The organism is Pseudomonas monsensis, from assembly GCF_014268495.2.
GTDB lineage: Bacteria > Pseudomonadota > Gammaproteobacteria > Pseudomonadales > Pseudomonadaceae > Aquipseudomonas > Aquipseudomonas monsensis.
The window spans coordinates 654,765-673,665 of the sequence record NZ_CP077087.1 but is presented as its reverse complement, the minus strand read 5'-3'; the positions used below and the strand labels follow the sequence as shown (position 1 = coordinate 673,665).

Genomic DNA, 18,901 nt, shown 5'->3' with positions numbered 1-18,901 from the left:
ACCCTCATCGGAACGCCGCCCAGCCCTCTCCCCGAGGGAGAGGGGGCCGACCGAGGTGTCTCAAGCTATACGCCGACCTGAAAGATCGAGTCGATTATGGATTCAACCCAGCAAGATCAGGTCGGTGTAACTCGAATGTTCAACGCGGTCGGTCCCCTCTCCCTCTGGGAGAGGGCTAGGGTGAGGGGCTTTTCAGCAGGCAAAAAAAACCCCGCAACATCGCGGGGTTTCTTTATCAGGCCGGTTGCGCCTGCAGGCTCACCGGTCGCAGCGGCAGCAATGGCGCATGCGGATCGGCTTTCACCGAAGCGCGCCAGGCATCCAGCCAGTCGGCGTGACCTTCGGCCCAGACCAGCTCGTGCAGACGCGCCAGGGCCACCGGATCGCTCAGCAGTTGCAGGCGATCATGGTTGCTCAGCGCCGCCGGGCCAGCTTTCAGGGCGTGACGCACCCGTTCCTGACGCAGCCATTCGATCGGCTCGGCCTGACCGTGTCGCGAGGTCGCCAGCGAGCACGCCAGGGCGTTCTGCTGCGGATCGACCACGGCGCGGACGAAGCCGTCCTTCAGCGCGTGCCAACGGTTCTCGTGGGTGTACTGGTCGGTCGCCAGCAGCGCCTGTGGCGGATTGTATTCCTCTGGGATGAGGAACAGGCTCTCGTCACGGGACTTGAGTCCCAGACCGACACGGCTGGAGATCACCGACACCGGGATCGACAACATCAACGAACCGACGATCGGCACCAGCCACCACAGGAAGCTCGGGTTCAGCCAGATCACCAGCAGCGCCCAGCAGAAACCCAGCAGGGTCTGCGGACCGTGGCGTTTGACCGCCTCGCTCCAGGGCGTGGAGTCGTCGTCACGCTGCGGCGAGTTCCAGGTCGCGGCCCAGCCGAGGAACGCGGCAAGGACGAAACGGGTGTGGAAAATCATCCGCACCGGCGCCAGCAGCATGGAGAACAGCATCTCCAGCAGCATCGACAGGGTCACCTTGAACTTGCCACCGAACTCTTTCGCGCCCTTGGCCCAGATCAGGATGATGCTCAACAGTTTCGGCAGGAACAGCAGCACGATGGTGGTCGAGAACAGCGCGATCGCCTTGTCCGGGTGCCATTGTGGCCACAACGGATAGAGCTGGCGCGGTTCGAGGAAGTACTGCGGCTCCATCAGCGTGTTCACCGCCAGCAGCGCAGTCGACAACACCAGGAAGAAGAACCACAACGGCGCCGACAGGTACGACATCACGCCGGTGAGGAACACCGCACGGTGCACCGGGTGCATACCTTTTACCAGGAACAGGCGGAAGTTCATCAGGTTGCCGTGGCACCAGCGACGGTCACGCTTGAGTTCATCGAGCAGGTTCGGCGGCAGTTCTTCGTAGCTGCCCGGCAGGTCGTAGGCAATCCACACGCCCCAACCGGCACGGCGCATCAGCGCGGCTTCAACGAAGTCGTGGGACAGGATCGCACCGGAGAACGCACCTTTGCCCGGCAACGGCGCCAGGGCGCAGTGGTCGATGAACGGCTTCATGCGGATGATCGCGTTGTGACCCCAGTAGTGGGACTCACCCAGCTGCCAGAAGTGCAGACCGGCGGTGAACAGCGGGCCATACACACGCGTGGCGAACTGCTGCATGCGCGCATACAGGGTGTCCATACCCGACGCACGCGGCGCGGTCTGGATAATCCCGGCATCCGGCGTGGCTTCCATCAGGCGCACCAGACTGGTCAGACATTCGCCGCTCATCACCGAGTCGGCGTCGAGCACGACCATATACTTGTAGTCACCGCCCCAGCGACGGCAGAAGTCGTCGAGGTTGCCGCTCTTGCGTTTCACACGACGGCGACGGCGGCGATAGAAGATCTTGCCGAAACCCTTGGCTTCGCGGCAGACATCCAGCCAGGCCTGTTGCTCGGCGACGCAGATATCGGTGTCGTTACTGTCGCTGAGGACGAAGAAGTCGAAGCGGTCCAGATCACCGGTGGCAGCGACCGATTCGAACGTCGCCCGCAAACCGGCGAACACGCGCGGCACGTCTTCGTTGCAGATCGGCATGACCAACGCGGTACGCGCGTCTTTGGCAATCGGCTCGTTACCGGCACTTTTACCGGAGATACGGTATTTATCGTGACCGGTGAGCAACTCGAGGAAGCCCATCAACGCGGTCCAGAAACCCGCCGACACCCAGCAGAACAGAATCCCGAACAGGATCAGGATGCTGGTTTGCAGCGCATACGGCAGCACTTGCGTGGCAGTTTGCAGCAGCGGTTGGTGCAGGACTTCTTCCAGATCGACGAACGACCAGCCCTGGTACGGCATGATGCCTTTCATGTACCAGCCGGCGACGATGGTCTGGCCGAGCATCAGCAGCAACAGAATGTAGCGACGGATCGAGCCAACGGTGCGCCAGCGCGCGGCCGGCAACACGTTGGCGTCTTTCGGCGGCTGCGGCGGGTTAGTGCGGCCGGTCAGACGGCGCCAGCCGCGCACCAGAATATTGGTGCGCCACGGCTCCGGTACGACTTTGGTCCGTCGGATCGGCGGCGTCGCCTTGAGGCTGACGCGGCCGCTGGCGTCGAGCACCAGCATCTCGGCGTCGGCCAGTTCTTCGGCGGTGCTCAGCGTCAGGCGCTTGCCCACCGAAGCCTGGGCAGCTTCGGCAGGGGCGTCGAACGTCGAAGACGACAGGCGTTCATGCAGCTCGCTGAACGACTGGCAGCCCGCGAGTTCCGCGCGCTGCTCGTCGGTCATCGGCAGATGCGCCAGGTACTCGGACAGAGTCTCTGGCTGTACTTGAGAGTTACTCATCGGCAGGCAACTGATAGCTCCAGGTCTCGGTCAGGACTTCTTCAGTCGGTGCCGATTCCGGTGTGGCTGGGGCCGCGTTCGCAGCCGCTGGCTGCTTGGCGTCTTTGTTGGCCTTGTCCTTGGCATCTGCAGCGGGCTTGGCATCGGCCTGTTTGGCTTCGGCGGCCTTGGCTTCCTTGTCGATCTTCTCTTGTTGCTTGGCGGCAACCTTGTCGGCCTTGGCGACGGACGAGTTGGACGCCGGCATCGATTTCGCCAGATCAGCGGTCACGACCGGCTGGACCAGCGCGGCACGCATCTCGGTGGACTTGCTCGCGTCCTTGATTTTCATCCGCAGGGTCAGGCGCCAGCCTTTGGTTTCCGGGTTGTAGCGCACGCTGTTTTCGACCAGCTCGGCGTTGTCGCCAACACTGACCTGACTGCGCACATCGGCATCCGGGGCCAGAGCGGCCAGCGACGGACCTTCGAAATCGACCAGGTACGCGACGCTGCCGTCCGGCTGACGGATCAGGTTCGACTGCTTGACGTCACCGGTCGAACGCAGGGTCTGCTTGACCCAGGCGCTGTCGGGGGCGTGAATCGCCGCTTCATCCATGGTCCAGTGCAGGCGGTAGGCGAAGTCCAGTGGCTGACCCGGCTCCGGCATTTTTTCCGGGCTCCAGAACGCAACGATGTTGTCGTTGGTTTCGTCGGCAGTCGGAATCTCTACCAGATCAACGGAGCCCTTGCCCCACTCGCCCTTCGGCTCGATCCAGGCGCTTGGGCGCTTGTCGTAGCGATCGTCGAGGTCTTCGTAGTGGCTGAAGTCGCGGCCACGTTGCAGCAGACCGAAACCACGCGGGTTCTCGACGCTGAAGTTGCTCACGGCCAGGTGTTTCGGGTTGTTCAGTGGACGCCAGATCCACTCGCCGTTGCCGGCATGGATCGACAGACCGCTGGAGTCGTGCAGTTCACGACGGTAGTTGAGGACTTTCGACGGCTGGTTGGCGCCGAACAGGAACATGCTGGTCAACGGTGCGATGCCAAGTTTGCCGACCTTGTCACGCAGGAACATCTGCGCCTTGACGTCGACAATGGTGTCGCTGCCCGGACGCAGGATCAGGCGGTAGGCACCGGTGGCACGTGGCGAATCCAGCAGGGCGAAGATCACCAGGTGCTTGTCGCCCGGCTTCGGCTGTTGAATCCAGAACTCACGGAAACGCGGGAACTCTTCGCCCGACGGCAGCGCGGTGTCGATTGCCAGGCCACGGGCCGACAGACCGTAGGTATGACCCTTGCCAACGACGCGGAAGTAGCTCGCGCCGAGCATGGTCATGATTTCGTCTTGCTTGTCGGCCTTGTTGATCGGGTACAGCACACGGAAACCGGCATAACCCAGTTGTTCAGTGGCTTTCGGATCGAATTTCAGGTCGCCGAAATCGAAGCGCGTCGGATCGTATTTGATCTCTTCGACGGTGTTCGCTGTGATTTCATTGATTTTCACCGGTGTATCGAAGTGCATACCCTGATGATAGAAGGACAGTTTGAACGGGGTCTTCTGATCAGCCCACTCAGCCTTTTCGGTGAGGAAGCGGATTTTCTGATAGTCCGCGAACTTCATGTCGCGGAATTCGTTCGGCAGGTTGCTGCGCGGGGCTTCGAACTTCTGCCCGGCCAGCTCTTTGGCCTTGGCCGATACATCGTCAAGATTGAACGCCCAAAGCTGACCGGCGCTGAGCAGGCACAGGAGCGCCGAACCCGCTACCAGGGCACTTCGCATGCGTTTGGCAGACATTTTTGCTGCATTACAGGGACTAACAATCACGAGCAACCCTCGCCGAAAACAGATCAAAAAACCAACGGCCAGCAAGCCGTCTGTGTGGCCATTTTTGTCAGCTTATTTCGGTTCCAGGAATCAGATACTTCGTTGCCGCTCCTCCCCATAGCAAGCTATGAGTCGTCCCAGCGCCTTGTCTCTGACTCCCTGGCCCTCGAAATAATGCTGGCAAAAATGGTCGTACAGACCGCTCATACCAGGTTGGCGAGCATTGTTCCGACTCCGATGGGGCAAAATGATTCCCCAATCGGATCCAGACAAGTCTCTACCTAAGTCAAAAATGAATCAGCGAACGCTGATCCCAGTGCGCGCGATTATCTAGTAGCCCGCATGACAACGCATCAGGGGTAACAAAGTATTTATCGCGAAAACACCCTAAAAACAGTCGAAATTTCCTAAAAAGGTGTTTCAAGCGCTTTCAGGTCTGTAACAAAAAGGTAACCGGGCCATCGTTGACCAAATGCACCTGCATATCGGCGCCGAATCTACCTGATGCCACAGTGCCATGCACCTGTTTCGCACTGCTCAATAGATAGTCGAACAATTCCTCGCCCAAGGCCGGTGGCGCGGCCGTCGAAAAGCTCGGGCGCAACCCGCTTTTGGTGTCGGCCGCCAGGGTAAACTGCGAGACCAGCAGCAACCCACCGCCGACATCGGCGAGAGACAAGTTCATCTTGCCCTCCGCATCACTGAATACCCGATAGTTAAGCAGTTTATGCAGAAGTTTGTCGGCGCTGGTACGCGTGTCGTCGGGTTCGACCGCCACCAGCACCAGCAAACCGTGATCGACCGCGCCTACCACTTCACCCGCGACTTCAACCCGCGCACCGCGCACGCGCTGCAACAGGCCCTTCATGCTTCTTCGGGCGGCAGGTCGAGCAGGCGCCGTGCCATGTTACTGGCCGCACGGACCAGCGCATCGGTGATACCCGGTTCGGACGCGGCGTGCCCGGCGTCGCGAATCACCTGCAGCTCGCTGTTCGGCCAGGCCTGATGCAATTCCCAGGCGTTGTCGAGCGGACAGATCACATCGTAACGACCGTGGATGATTACGCCCGGCAGGTGGGCGATCTTGCCCATGTCGCGAATCAGTTGATTCGGCTCGAGGAAGGCGTTGTTGGTGAAGTAATGGCATTCGATCCGCGCAATCGACAGCGCGCGCTGTGGCTCGGAGAAGCGATCGACCACCAGCGGATTCGGCCGCAGGGTCGCGGTGCGCCCTTCCCAGGTCGACCAGGCTTTGGCCGCGTGCATCTGGGCGATCTGGTCGTTGCCAGTCAGGCGCTTGTGGAAGGCGCTGAGCAGATCGTCGCGCTCGTCCAGCGGAATCGGCGCGATGTAGTCCTGCCAGTAGTCGGGGAACAGACGGCTGGCCCCGGCCTGATAGAACCACTCGATTTCCTGTGGCCGGCAAAGAAAGATCCCGCGCAGGATCAGACCGTGGACACGCTCCGGATGGGTTTGCGCATAGGCCAGCGCCAGGGTCGAGCCCCACGAACCGCCGAACAGCACCCATTTGTCGATGCCCAGGTGTTTGCGGATACGTTCGAGGTCGGCGACCAGATCCCAGGTGGTGTTGTTTTCCAGGCTGGCGTGTGGGGTGGAGCGTCCGCAGCCGCGCTGGTCGAAAGTGACGATACGGTACAGGTTCGGATCGAAATAACGACGGCTCTGGGCGTCACAACCGGCGCCGGGGCCGCCGTGGATGAACACCACCGGCAAACCCTCCGGCGAACCGCTTTCATCGACATACAGCGTATGGGTGTCATCGACAGCCAGATCGTGCCGGGCATGGGGTTTGATCTGCGGAAACAATGTCTGCATTGCGTGCTCCGTAAGGGGTCGAGGTCATCCCTGGGGGGACTTCTATTATTCTGCCGTCAGGCATCATAAACCCGATTTACGTCAATGAGCATGCCCGTACGCAGTCACATTTTGTCAGCCATGTACCTCAACAGGTTTTCGTAGAGCCGGTCGACCTCGGCGACCTGGCCAAGCGCGCGCAAACAACCGTGCACAAGCCCTTCGCCGTAATAGAGGGTAGCGTCTGGCAACCGTTCGGCGTAGCGCACGCCGTCGTCGCGCAGGGGATCGAATTGCGCGACGGCGATGAACGCCGGCGGTAATCCGCTGAAGTCCTCGGCGAGCAAGGGCATGGCGTAGGCGTTCGGCCGCGCGGTGCCGCGCAGGTAGAGCGCGTGATAGCAGTCGACGTCTGTGCTGCCGAGCAACGGCGCATCGGCACACTCGCTGCGGGACGGCAATCGTTCGTCGCCGCCAAGGCCGGGATAGAGCAGCACTTGCGCTGTAGGCAGCGGCTCCCCGGCATCGCGCAACGCCAGGCACAACGCGGCGGCGAGATTGCCACCTGCGCTGTCACCGGCCACCAGCATTTTTTCTCGATCAAACCGGAACGGCCCGCTGCGCAAGGCGCGCCAGACACTCAGGCAATCCGCGAACCCGGCGGGAAAGGGGTGCTCGGGCGCCAGCCGATAATCCACCGCCACCACCATCGCGCCCAATGCCACGGCGAGCTCGAAGCAGATGAAGTCGTGGGAATCGAGGCCGCCGACCACCCAGCCGCCGCCGTGCAGGTAGAGAATGCAGGGCCAGCCGGCGGCCGGGGGCTCTATGGGCGGGCGATACGAGCGCACCGCCACGCCGCTCAACCGGAAATCGACGACTCCAAGTCCCGCCGGGATTGGCGGAGTGAAGGCTCGACACATTTCATCGTAGTCGCGACGCAGGCCGTTGATGCTGCTGTCATCGCTGGTGAAACTGAGGGTTCTGGCGACGAAATCCGCCATGGCCGACGAAAGCTGGTAGTGAGCCATAAGCCCTCGATGCAGCAGCTATTTGCAGAGTGGCAGAACTGTGGCGAGGGAACTTGCTCCCGCTCAAGCGCGTAGTGCTCGAAACAGCCCTGGGCCCGTCTCGCAGTTCTGCGGAGCAAGCGCCCGCGCCACAAAAAAATCATTCACCTATCTTCAGGGCTTGAGGCTGGCCTGAACCGCAGCCACACCTTCTTTGCCATCAAAACTGCTGACCCCCGCCAGCCAGCGCTGCAGATCCTCGGGGTGTTCACGCAGCCAGTTCTTCGCCACTTCCTGCGGGGTCTTGCGCGCCATGATCGGCACCATCAACTGACTTTCCTGAGCGGCGCTGAAGGTGAGGTTTTCCAGCAGTCGATACACGTTCGGGCAGCGCTCGGCGTAATCCGGCGAGGTGACGGTGGACACGGTCGCGGCGCCTTCGTTGGGGCCGTAGACGTCTTCGCTGCCGGTCAGGTAAGTGATCTTCATGTTGATGTTCATCGGGTGCGGGGTCCAGCCGACGAACACCACGAATTCCTTTCGATTCACCGCGCGCTGCACGGCGGCCAGCATGCCCGCCTCGCCCGACTCGACGATCTTGAAATCCTTCAGACCGAAGTGGTTGGTCTCGATCATGGTGCTGATCGTGGTGTTGGCGCCGCTACCCGGTTCGATGCCGTAGATCTTGCCGCCGAGCTGATCCTTGAACCTGGCGATGTCGGCAAAGGTTTTCAGCCCGGCTGCCGCGACGTAATCCGGCACCGCCAGCGTCGCCTGCGCATCCGCCAGGCTCGGCTGGTCCATGACCTTGACTTGATGGGCGGCGAGGAACGGCGCGATGTTGTTGTCCATCGCCGGTTTCCAGTAACCGAGGAAGATGTCCAGACGCTTGTCGCGAATACCGGCAAAGATGATCTGCTGCACCGCGCTGGTCTGCTTGCTCTCGTAGCCGAGGCCGTTGAGCAGCACGTCGGCCATGCCGCTGGTGGCGATGACGTCAGTCCAGTTGACCACGCCCATGCGCACGGTTTTGCACGACGCGTCGTCATTGGCCATGGCGCCGGCGCTGAGCAGCGCGCAGCCGGTGAGGATTAACGCACAGCGAGTGAAGAGTTTTTTCATTCGGGAGGTCTCGTGCGGCAGCGGATTATTGTCAGGTCGGTGTCTGTTGCACCGTGGCCGAAACATTACGCAGGCGACGAGAGGGAAAGATGAACGGTGGCGACCGTGTTTTGCACAGCGGCGACCCGGACGGAACACCGTCCCCTTGTGGGAGCGAGCTTGCTCGCGAATGCGGTGGGTCAGTCACCTCATAATCGACTGCCACTATGCTTTCGCGAGCAAGCTCGCTCCCACAGGGAGTTGTGGGTCTGTGTTCAGGATTTGTAGTGGCTCTCGCCCCAGGCGAGGAAACCTTGCAACAACTCCTTCAGCACCACCTGCGTCGGCTCGGCCAGGTCGGCGCGATAGCGGAACGGTTCGAACTCTTCCATGTAGGTGCTCTGGCACAGTTCCAGTTGCACCGCGTGGATGTTCTCGGCCGGGTTGCCGTAATGACGGGTAATGTGGCCGCCCTTGAAGCGTCCGTTGAGCACGTGGCTGTAATTGCCGTAGCGCGCGCAGATGGCTTCAAGCTGACTGGCCAATTGCGGATCGCAACTGGCGCCGTTGAAGGTGCCGAGGTTGAAGTCCGGCAATTTACCGTCGAACAGGTGCGGGATGATCGAGCGGATCGAATGCGCGTCGAACAGCAGCGCGTAGCCGAACTCTGCCTTCAGTCGCGCCAGCTCTTGCTGCAGGGTGCGGTGGTACGGCGTCCAGATCTGTTCCAGATAGGTCGCGCGTTCTTCTTTCGAAGGCGCGTGCCCTTCGCGGAACAACGGGATGCCATCGAACAGCGTTGCCGGGTAGAGGCCGGTGGTGGCACCGGCGTACAGTGGCTTGTCGTCGGACGGACGATTCAGGTCGATTACAAAACGCGAGTACTCGGCGGCCAAGGTGCTGGCGCCCAACGCTTCGGCAAAATCGTAGAGCTGCGGAATATGCCAGTCGGTGTCCGGCAGGCTTTTCGCGTCCGCGATCAGCCCGGCTTCGACCGCAGGCGTCAGACGTAAACCGGCATGCGGCATGCTGATCAGCAGCGGCACGCGACCTTGTTTGAAACTCAGAACCTTATCCACAACCGCTCTCCTACAAACTTGATTCGACGCCGTGACGCACGACGCGTTTGTCCAGATCCCCACCGAGCCAATAAGCCAGATCCGCCGGGCGATCAATGTGCCAGGCAACGAAATCCGCGACCTTGCCGACTTCCAGCGAGCCATGCGTATCAGCCATGCCCAGCGCTTGTGCGGCATGAATAGTCGCACCGGCCAGGGCTTCTTCCGGTGTCATGCGGAAACAGGTACAGGCCATGTTCAGCATCAGGCGCAACGACAGCGCCGGCGAGGTGCCGGGGTTGAGGTCGCTGGCGATGGCGATTTTCACCTTGTGTTTGCGCAAGGCGTCCATCGGCGGCAATTGAGTTTCGCGCAGGAAGTAGAACGCTCCCGGCAGCAGCACCGCGACGGTGTCGGACTTGGCCATGGCGATGGCGTCGTCTTCGTCCATGAACTCCAAGTGATCGGCGGACAACGCGTGATACCGCGCCGCCAGACTGGCGCCATGCAGCGACGACAATTGTTCGGCGTGCAGCTTCACCGGCAACCCGAGTTGCTGTGCGGTGATGAATACCCGCTCGACCTGCTCCGGCGAGAACGCCAGGTATTCGCAGAACGCATCCACGGCATCAACCAGCCCTTCGGCGGCCAGCGCCGGGAGCATCTCGGCGCAGATGTGATTGATGTAAGCGTCAGCGCGATCCTTGTATTCCGGCGGCAACGCGTGGGCGGCCAGACAGGTGCTGCGCACGCTGATCGGCAGTTCTTTCTGCAGACGACGGATGACCCGCAGGATCTTGCGCTCGCTGGCCAGATCAAGACCGTAGCCGGACTTCATCTCGACCGTGGTCACGCCGTCGCGCATCAGGCTTTTCAAACGTTTGGCGGCGCTGGCGAACAGCTCGTCTTCGCTCGCCTCACGGGTGGCGCGCACGGTGCTGGCGATCCCGCCGCCCTGCGCCGCGATCTCGGCGTAGCTGACGCCTTGCAGGCGCTTCTCGAATTCGCCGCTGCGGTTGCCGCCGAACACCGTGTGGGTGTGGCAGTCGATCAGGCCGGGGGTGACCCACGCGCCTTGCAGGTCGTTGACCGCCGGGTATTCGCCGGAGGGCAATTGAGTGCGCGGGCCGATCCACTCGATGTGCGCACCGGACGTCACGATGGCCGCATCCTCGATGATCGAATAGACGCCCTGCGCCATGGTTGCGACGTGGCAGTGTTGCCAGAGGGTTTTCACTGTTGGCCTCCGTTGGAATTGATTTGGTGGTTGGCCTTCAAAAGCCCCTCACCCTAGCCCTCTCCCGGGGGGAGAGGGGACTGACCGCGTAGTTCTTTCGAGATACGCCGACCTGAAACTTCTGTGTCGAACCCAGGCCTTGAAAACCACGAAGATCGGCTCCCTTTCCCCTCTCACGCCCGGGAGAAGAAGGACTGACCGGGTTGTTCTGTCGAGGTACATCGACCTGAAATTCTTGAGCCGAACTCATGTCTTGAAGCTCACCGAGATCGGCTCCCTTCCCCCTCTCCCCCATGGGGGAGAGGGTTGGGGTGAGGGGGATCGATTTCAGCATCAACAACACTCCCCCTGAAAAACCACTTACAAACTAGGCAGCAACTTCACCGGAACCAGCTCGGTCAGGCACCGCGAAGCCAACAACTCAGTCGCCGCATTGATGTCCGGCGCAAAGAAGCGGTCCTTCTCATAGAACGGCACTTCCTTGCGCAGAATTGCCCGCGCCTGTTCCAGCTTGGTCGAGGTCTTCAGGCCGTTGCGCAGGTCCAGACCCTGCACCGCCGCCAGCCATTCCACCGCGAGAATCCCCCGGGTGTTCTCGGCCATTTCCCACAGACGCTTGCCCGCAGCCGGAGCCATCGAAACGTGGTCTTCCTGGTTGGCCGAGGTCGGCAGGCTGTCCACCGAATGCGGATGCGACAGTGCCTTGTTCTCGCTGGCCAGTGCTGCCGCAGTCACCTGGGCGATCATGAAGCCCGAGTTGACGCCGCCATTGGCCACCAGGAACGGCGGCAGTTGCGACATGTGCTTGTCCATCATCAAGGAAATGCGGCGCTCACTCAGCGAACCGATTTCGGCGATGGCCAGGGCCATGTTGTCGGCGGCCATGGCCACCGGTTCGGCGTGGAAGTTGCCACCGGAGATCACATCGCCTTCAGCGGCGAACACCAACGGGTTGTCGGAGACGGCGTTGGCCTCGACCACCAGCACGTCGGCAGCCTGACGGAACTGGGTCAGGCAGGCGCCCATGACTTGTGGCTGGCAGCGCAGGGAGTACGGGTCCTGGACCTTCTCGCAGTTCTGATGCGAGTCGGAGACTTCGCTGCGTTCGCCGAGCAGATCGCGATAAGCGCTGGCGGCGTCGATCTGGCCTTTCTGGCCACGGGCCGCGTGGATGCGCGCATCGAACGGCGAGCGCGAACCGAGCACCGCTTCCACCGTCAGACCGCCAACAGCCAGCGCACCGGCAAACAGGTCTTCGCCTTCGAACAGGCCGCGCAGGGCAAATGCGGTGGACACCTGCGTGCCGTTGAGCAGCGCCAGGCCTTCTTTCGCCGCCAGGGTCAGCGGGGTCAGACCGGCGACTTTCAGCGCTTCGGTGGCTTCCATCCACTCGCCCTTGTAGCGCGCCTTGCCTTCGCCCAGCAGCACCAGCGACATGTGCGCCAATGGCGCCAAGTCACCGGAAGCGCCGACCGAACCTTTCAGCGGAATGTGCGGATAAACCTCGGCGTTGATCAGCGTGATCAGCGCATCGATCACCACACGACGGATGCCGGAGAAACCCCGGCTGAGGCTGTTGACCTTGAGCACCATGATCAGGCGCACCAGCTCATCGCTGATCGGCTGGCCGACACCGGCAGCGTGGGACAGCACCAGCGAACGCTGGAGGTTTTCCAGATCTTCGCTGGCGATACGGGTCGAGGCCAGCAGGCCGAAACCGGTGTTGATGCCGTAGGCGGTGCGATTCTCGGCGAGGATCTGCTCGACGCAGGCGACGCTGGCCTCGATCTGCGCGGAAGCGCTGTTGTCGAGGGTCAGCTTGACCGGGTTCTGATAGACGTCACGCAGTTGGGCCAGGCTCAGTTGGCCGGGAATCAGGTTCAGCGCAGTCATTAAAATGCTCCTTTTGAGACATTGTTATTAACTACCAGTCGCTCCGGAGCATTCCGTTATCCGTCGCTTCTCGTCTTGTGGACGATGAGCGCCTTGGCACGCTGGTATGGGTATTGTCAGTGCAGATTCGGTAATACGTTGTGTAGCGAATTCGAGTCTTTCAACACGCTCGCGGCGGCGGCGATATCCGGCGCCAGCCAGCGATCCTGATCGTAGGCCAGGACGGTTTCGCGCAGCAGTCGCCACGCGCGGTCAGTGCCCGCGCCGAAGCGTTGCTCCTTGAGGAACTCAAACGCTTGCGCTGCCAGCAGGTACTCGATGGCGAGGATTTGCGTGCAGTTTTCCAGGGCGCGGTGCAGCTTCAGCGCGGCGCTGGTGCCCATGCTCAAGTGATCTTCCTGCAGGCCGGAGGTGACGTAGTTGTCGAGCACCGCCGGTTGCGCCAGTTGACGGTTTTCCGCGCACAGCGAAGCGGCGACGTATTGCACGATCATCATCCCGGAGTTCACCCCAGGGTTGGCCACCAGAAACGCCGGCAAGCCGCTGACGTGCGGGTTGACCAGTCGATCGAGGCGACGCTCGGCGATCGAACCGATTTCGGCCATGGCAATCGCCAGCAGATCCGCCGCCATCGCCACCGATTGCCCGTGCGGGTTGGCTTGCGACATCACCCGGAAGTTGTCCGGCGTACCGAGCAGCAACGGGTTGTCGGTGCAGCCGTTGAGTTCGGCTTCGACCTGCTTGATCGCGTGCGCCAGTTGATCGCGCGCCGCGCCATGCACCTGCGGGATCGAGCGAATGCTCAGCGCATCCTGCGTGCGAATGCCTTTGCTCGCCGCGATCACTTCACTGCCTTCGAGCAACGCCCGCAGATTGATACCGACCTGCTGCATGCCCGGGTGCGGCTTGAGCGCGATGATCTCGGCGTCGAACGCGGCGATCTGCCCGCGCTGGGCTTCAAAACTCATGGCGCCGATGACATCGGCCCATTGCACCAGTCGCGTCGCGTCGGCAATGGCCAGGCAGCTGAGGCCGGTCATGCACGGCGTGCCGTTGACCAGGCACAAACCGTCCTTCGCACCGAGTTGCACCGGTTGCAGACCTTCTTCCGCCAGCGCCTGTTGCGCCGAGGTGATTTGCCCGCGATAGATGACATTGCCCACGCCCAGCAGCGCGATGCCGATGTGCGCCATGTGGGTCAGGTAACCCACCGAACCTTGCGACGGCACCTGCGGGGTGATGCCGCGATTGAGCAGCGCCAGCAGGCCTTCGACCACGCGACGATGAATGCCGGATTTGCCGTGGCTGTAGTTGTGGATCGCCGCGCAGATGATCGCGCGGGTCTGCTCATCGGGCAGCACCGGGCCGACGCCGCAGGCATGGCTGAGCAGGGTGTTGCGCGAGAGCTGGCTGAGTTGCTGGTCTTTCAGCGAAACGTTGGACAAACCGCCCAGACCGGTGTTGACGCCATAGGCGCGCTCGCCGCTTTCGACGATGCGCTGGACGATGCCCTGGGCGTTTTCGATCCGCGCCCAGGTCTCGCTCGACAGCTCCAGTTGCGCGCCATGACGGGCGACGGCGACCACGTCCTGCCAACGCAGGGGGTTGCCGGTGATAACGATTTTTTCAGCCTGGGACATCTGGAGCCTCATACCAATACTGTTAATGCATCACGCTGTGGCGAGGGGATTTATCCCCGTTCGGCTGCGAAGCAGTCGTAAAACCTGCCTCCGCAGTCTGCCTGACAGACTGGACGCATGGTTTGGGCGGCTTCGCCACCCAACGGGGATAAATCCCCTCGCCACAAAGGCAATCCAATTTCAAACCACCGCCGCCCGCCGCTGCACGAACCGGTCGACGTACTCATCCGCCGGCGAATGCAGGATCTCGCGCGGGGTGCCGACCTGAATCAGCCGGCCGTCCTTGAGGATCGCGATGCGATTGCCGATGCGCACGGCCTCGTCGAGGTCGTGGGTGATGAACACGATGGTCTTGTGCAGGGTCTTTTGCAGTTCCAGCAACTGGTCCTGCATCTCGGCGCGGATCAGCGGGTCCAGCGCACTGAACGCTTCGTCCATCAGGATGATGTCGGTGTCCGCCGCCAAGGCGCGCGCCAGGCCGACACGCTGACGCATGCCGCCGGAGAGCTGGTGCGGGTATTTGTTTTCGTAGCCCTTGAGGCCCACGGTGTTGATCCAGTGCAGCGCGCGTTCCGAGCACATCTGCTTGCTCTCGCCGCGCACTTTCAGGCCGTAGGCGACATTGTCGAGCACGGTCTTGTGCGGCAGCAGACCGAAGCTCTGGAATACCATGCTGATCTTGTGCCGGCGAAATTCGCGCAGGGCGTCCATGTCGTATTGCAGGATGTCCACGCCGTCGACCAGGATCGCGCCGCTGGTCGGGTCGATCAGCCGATTGAAGTGACGCACCAGGGTCGATTTGCCCGAGCCGGACAGGCCCATGATCACAAAGATCTCACCGGTGCCGATGCTCAGCGACAGGTCGTTGACCCCGACCACGCAACCGGTTTCGTTCAGCACCTGATCCTTGGTCTTGCCCTGGCCAACCATCGCCAGTGCATCCTTGGCGCGGTTGCCGAAAATCTTGAAGACGTTTTTGACTTCGATCTTGCTCACGGTTGCGTTGTTCATTTGCTCACCTCATGCCGTGGCCGACCGTACGCCTGGGTAATGCGGTCGATGACCACTGCGAGAATCACGATCGCCAGACCGGCTTCGAGGCCGCGTCCGACGTTGAGGGTCTGAATCCCCACCAGCACATCTTCACCCAGACCTCGGGCGCCGATCATCGAAGCAATCACCACCATCGACAGGGCCATCATGGTGGTCTGGTTGATCCCGGCCATGATGCTCGGCAGGGCCAGCGGCAGTTGCACGCCGAACAGTTGCTGCCAGCGGTTGGCACCGAAGGCGTTGATCGCTTCCATCACTTCGCCGTCGACCTGGCGAATGCCCAGATCGGTCAGACGGATCAGCGGCGGCGCGGCGTAAATCACCGTGGCGAAAATCGCCGGGACCTTGCCCAGGCCGAACAGCATCAGCACCGGGATCAGGTACACGAAACTGGGCATGGTCTGCATGATGTCGAGCAGCGGCATCAGCACCGAACGCAGGCGATTGCTGCGCGCCGAGAGAATCCCCAGCGGAATGCCGATCAGCACCGAAATGATCGTCGCAACCATCATCAGCGCCAGTGTCTGCATCAGCTTGTCCCACAGGCCGACAGCGCCCACCAGGAACAACAGACCAACGATGACGGCCGTGGTCACGACTTTGCGCGTGGCGTGCCAGGCGACCACACCAACAATGGCGAGCATCAACCACCACGGCGCCGCACGCAGCAAACCTTCAAGATTGACGATGGCCCACAGCAGGGTGTCGGAGATGTGGCGGAACACATCACCGTAGTTGGTGACCAGCGAATCGACCCAACCGTTGACCCAGTCGGCGATGGAAAAGGTAAAGCTTTCGGGAAACATAAGCGGCTCTCAATCAGAAATCTCAATCAAGCGTTTACGGCATATCTCCCGGCCAGCCTCACGGTTAGCCGGGAGGTATCGACCTACAGCGCCGCGTCGATTTTCTTGGCAGCGTCGTCACTGACCCACGCATGCCAGACCTCAGGATGTTCCTTGAGGAAGATTTTCGCCAGTTTTGGCGACTCGATACGCTCCTTCGCCATGCGGCCCAGGTTCTGGTTCAGCAGGTCGATCGGCAGGTTGACCTTTTCCAGCACGGCCACCAGTTCCGGGGCTTGCTCGTGGAAGGTTTTCGACAGGCCGACCTTGATGCTCACGGTCTTGTCGACGCCCGGTTTCTCTTCCAGTTTCACCGCGTCGATCTGGCCCATCAGCGGGGTTGGCGACCAGTAGTAGAACAGGATCGGTTCGCCACGCTTGTAGCTCGACAGCACCGCCGCATCCAGCGCCGGGCCGGTGCCCGGACGGAAGTTGGTGTAGGTGCTTTCCAGGCCATAGCTCTTGAGCATTTCGCTGTTGTCCAGCTCACAGGTCCAGCCGGCCGGGCAGTTGTAGAAACGGCCTTTCGACGGTTCTTCAGCGTCTTTGAAGATGGCTGCGTATTTGCCCAGATCGGCAATCTTTTTCAGGTCTGGGGCCTTCGCCTCGATCTTGCGTTTGGCATCGCCTTCGATCACGTAACGCGGCACGTACCAGCCTTCGACAGCGCCGACGATCGGCGCACCGACACCGACGACCTTGCCGGCCTTCTCGGCCTTGTTCCAGACCTCGCTGCGGCCGACCCATTCTTCGGCGAACACTTGAATATCGTTACTGCTCAGAGCGTTCTCCATGGTGATGGAGTTACCCGGCAGGCTGTCGGTCTTGCAGTCGTAACCTTTTTCCAGCACCACTTGCAGCACGTCGGTCAGCAGCATGCCGCTTTCCCAGTTCAGGCCGGCGAACTTCACCGGTTTGCCCGATTCGCACCAGCCGGCGGCTTGTGTCGCACCGGCACTGGCCAACAGGCCCATGGACAGCAGTGTGGTCAGCAGGGTCTTGTTCGATTTCATTGTTGCGACGCTCCTAATCATGAATTGGCTTACGGCAGTCAAGAGGCATCCAGCCCTGTCCACGTCCAATCAGGCCTGCGCCGCAGCGCGCCCGGCCCCACTTTTTTCAGGTTGTACAACGCTGTTCTGCTCGACCGGCAGAATCAGTTGATCAGGCACGCTGCCGTGCCATCTTTTTGCGCACACGTAATAGACGACGGCGGGCAGTACCAGACCGATGATCCAGGAAATGTCCACATCACCGAGGGCGGCTACCAGCGGGCCGGTGTAGAACTTGGTGGAGATGAACGGCAACTGCACCAGCACGCCGAACACGTAGACGCTGATGCCAAGCAGGTTCCAGCGGCCGTAGCGACCGTTCGGATTGGCCAGAGCCGGAACGTCATAGCGCTCACGGGTGATGCAGTAGTAATCCACTAGGTTGATCGCGCTCCAAGGCGTGAAGAACGCGAGCAGGAACAGGATGAAAGACTTGAACGCACCGAGGAACGAGTGCTGGCCGAGCAAAGCGATCAGAGTTGCAGCACCGACAATGACCAGCACAAACACCAGACGCTGCATCCGGGTAACCGTCAGGTGCCCCTTGAAACCACTGATGATGGTCGCGATGCACATGAAGCTGCCGTAAGAGTTCAGCGTCGAGATCGTCACCTTGCCGAATGCGATGCTGAAGTACAGCAACGCAGCGGTTGCACCGGTGCCGCCCAGACCGACGATGTAGGCCACTTCATGCCCGGCGAATTGACCGTTGGCGGAAGCTGCGGCGAACACGCCAAGCACCATCGCCACCTGAGCACCGATGACCGAACCTGCGCCAGCGGCAAAGAAGGTTTTCACCGAGGAAATCTTGCTCGGCAGGTAGCGCGAGTAATCCGCCACATACGGGCCGAACGCGATCTGCCAGGAGGCCGCGAGCGACACGGCCAGCAGGAAGCTGCTCCAGCTGAAGTGGCGAATCTGCAGCAGTGCCCCTACATCCACCTGACTCAGCAGGCGACTGAACAGATACACGAAGGCAATCACCCCGATCACGCTGGCGACCCGGCCGATCCAGTGGATCACCCGATAGCCGAGCACCGTGACCACCACAATCACACTGGCGAACAGCAGGATGCCAACGGTGTCGCTGACGCCGAACAACTGACCCAGCGCCTGGCCGGAAAGCACCGTACCGGTGGCGGTGAAACCCAGGTACATCAGGCACACCAGGACGATCGGGATCGCCGCGCCGTACACACCGAACTGCACCCGGCTGGAAATCATCTGCGGCAGGCCCAGCTTCGGCCCTTGCGCCGCGTGCAGCGCCATCACGCCGCCGCCCAGCAGTTGCCCGATTAACAGACCGATCAACGACCAAAACACATCACCGCCCAGCACCACGGCCAAGGCCCCGGTGACAATCGCGGTGATTTGCAGATTCGCCCCCATCCACAGGGTGAACTGGCTCAACAGACGACCGTGTCTTTCCGCTTCCGGGATGTAGTCGATCGAACGCCTTTCGATCAACGGTTTGTTGCCTGCACGATCGGTGGTTACAGCCATGATTCAACCTCTGTGGATTGTTTTAATAGTTCACTGAGCTTCGGTAGGGCTGCTTTTCTGTGGGAGCGAGCTTGCTCGCGAATT

At 61.4% G+C, this 18,901-nt stretch carries 14 protein-coding genes; all 14 read right to left on the bottom strand.

The genetic code is table 11. The features are described 5' to 3' along the window. Positions 1–235: 235 nt before the first annotated feature. Positions 236–2,806 (bottom strand): glucans biosynthesis glucosyltransferase MdoH, encoded by a 2,571-nt coding sequence (mdoH, locus tag HV782_RS02910; RefSeq protein WP_186746239.1) that lies wholly within the window; start codon positions 2,804–2,806, stop codon positions 236–238. Further along, positions 2,799–4,580, bottom strand: a complete 1,782-nt coding sequence (locus HV782_RS02905) for a glucan biosynthesis protein G (protein ID WP_186746241.1) — start codon at positions 4,578–4,580, stop codon at positions 2,799–2,801. Before HV782_RS02905 ends, mdoH begins: the two co-directional genes overlap by 8 nt. A gap of 460 nt (positions 4,581–5,040) precedes the next feature. Further along, positions 5,041–5,478 (bottom strand): D-aminoacyl-tRNA deacylase, encoded by a 438-nt coding sequence (gene dtd, locus HV782_RS02900; protein WP_007909321.1) that lies wholly within the window; start codon positions 5,476–5,478, stop codon positions 5,041–5,043. Next, on the bottom strand, positions 5,475–6,446 hold the full coding sequence (gene pip / locus HV782_RS02895) for a prolyl aminopeptidase (RefSeq protein WP_064117068.1): 972 nt from the start codon (positions 6,444–6,446) through the stop codon (positions 5,475–5,477). Before pip ends, dtd begins: the two co-directional genes overlap by 4 nt. 104 nt (positions 6,447–6,550) lie before the next feature. Beyond that, on the bottom strand, positions 6,551–7,456 hold the full coding sequence (locus tag HV782_RS02890; RefSeq protein ID WP_186746243.1) for an alpha/beta hydrolase: 906 nt from the start codon (positions 7,454–7,456) through the stop codon (positions 6,551–6,553). A gap of 153 nt (positions 7,457–7,609) precedes the next feature. Then, positions 7,610–8,557, bottom strand: a complete 948-nt coding sequence (locus HV782_RS02885; RefSeq protein WP_123470702.1) for a choline ABC transporter substrate-binding protein — start codon at positions 8,555–8,557, stop codon at positions 7,610–7,612. Between the two features lie 254 nt (positions 8,558–8,811). Further along, positions 8,812–9,615 carry an N-formylglutamate deformylase gene (hutG, locus tag HV782_RS02880; RefSeq protein ID WP_186746245.1) on the bottom strand — a complete coding sequence of 268 codons (804 nt, stop codon included), beginning with the start codon at positions 9,613–9,615 and terminating at the stop codon, positions 8,812–8,814. A gap of 10 nt (positions 9,616–9,625) precedes the next feature. Next, positions 9,626–10,831, bottom strand: a complete 1,206-nt coding sequence (gene hutI, locus HV782_RS02875; RefSeq protein ID WP_128614663.1) for an imidazolonepropionase — start codon at positions 10,829–10,831, stop codon at positions 9,626–9,628. A 360-nt stretch (positions 10,832–11,191) separates the two neighbouring features. Continuing rightward, the gene (hutH, locus tag HV782_RS02870) at positions 11,192–12,724 is read right to left on the bottom strand and encodes a histidine ammonia-lyase (RefSeq protein WP_186746248.1); all 1,533 of its coding nucleotides are present in this window, start codon (positions 12,722–12,724) and stop codon (positions 11,192–11,194) included. Between the two features lie 116 nt (positions 12,725–12,840). Then, a complete protein-coding gene (locus HV782_RS02865; protein ID WP_186746250.1) occupies positions 12,841–14,364 on the bottom strand; it encodes an HAL/PAL/TAL family ammonia-lyase in 1,524 nt (507 codons plus the stop codon). A gap of 180 nt (positions 14,365–14,544) precedes the next feature. Beyond that, positions 14,545–15,375, bottom strand: coding sequence for a quaternary amine ABC transporter ATP-binding protein (locus HV782_RS02860; RefSeq protein ID WP_123470690.1), 831 nt, complete (start codon positions 15,373–15,375; stop codon positions 14,545–14,547). Next, positions 15,372–16,223, bottom strand: a complete 852-nt coding sequence (locus tag HV782_RS02855) for an ABC transporter permease (protein ID WP_007949591.1) — start codon at positions 16,221–16,223, stop codon at positions 15,372–15,374. The genes HV782_RS02860 and HV782_RS02855 overlap by 4 nt, the downstream gene beginning before the upstream one ends. A gap of 83 nt (positions 16,224–16,306) precedes the next feature. Then, positions 16,307–17,275, bottom strand: a complete 969-nt coding sequence (locus HV782_RS02850) for an ABC transporter substrate-binding protein (protein ID WP_123470688.1) — start codon at positions 17,273–17,275, stop codon at positions 16,307–16,309. Positions 17,276–17,344: 69 nt separating this feature from the next. Continuing rightward, positions 17,345–18,817 (bottom strand): purine-cytosine permease family protein, encoded by a 1,473-nt coding sequence (locus tag HV782_RS02845; RefSeq protein WP_186748496.1) that lies wholly within the window; start codon positions 18,815–18,817, stop codon positions 17,345–17,347. Between the last annotated feature and the right edge of the window lie 84 nt (positions 18,818–18,901).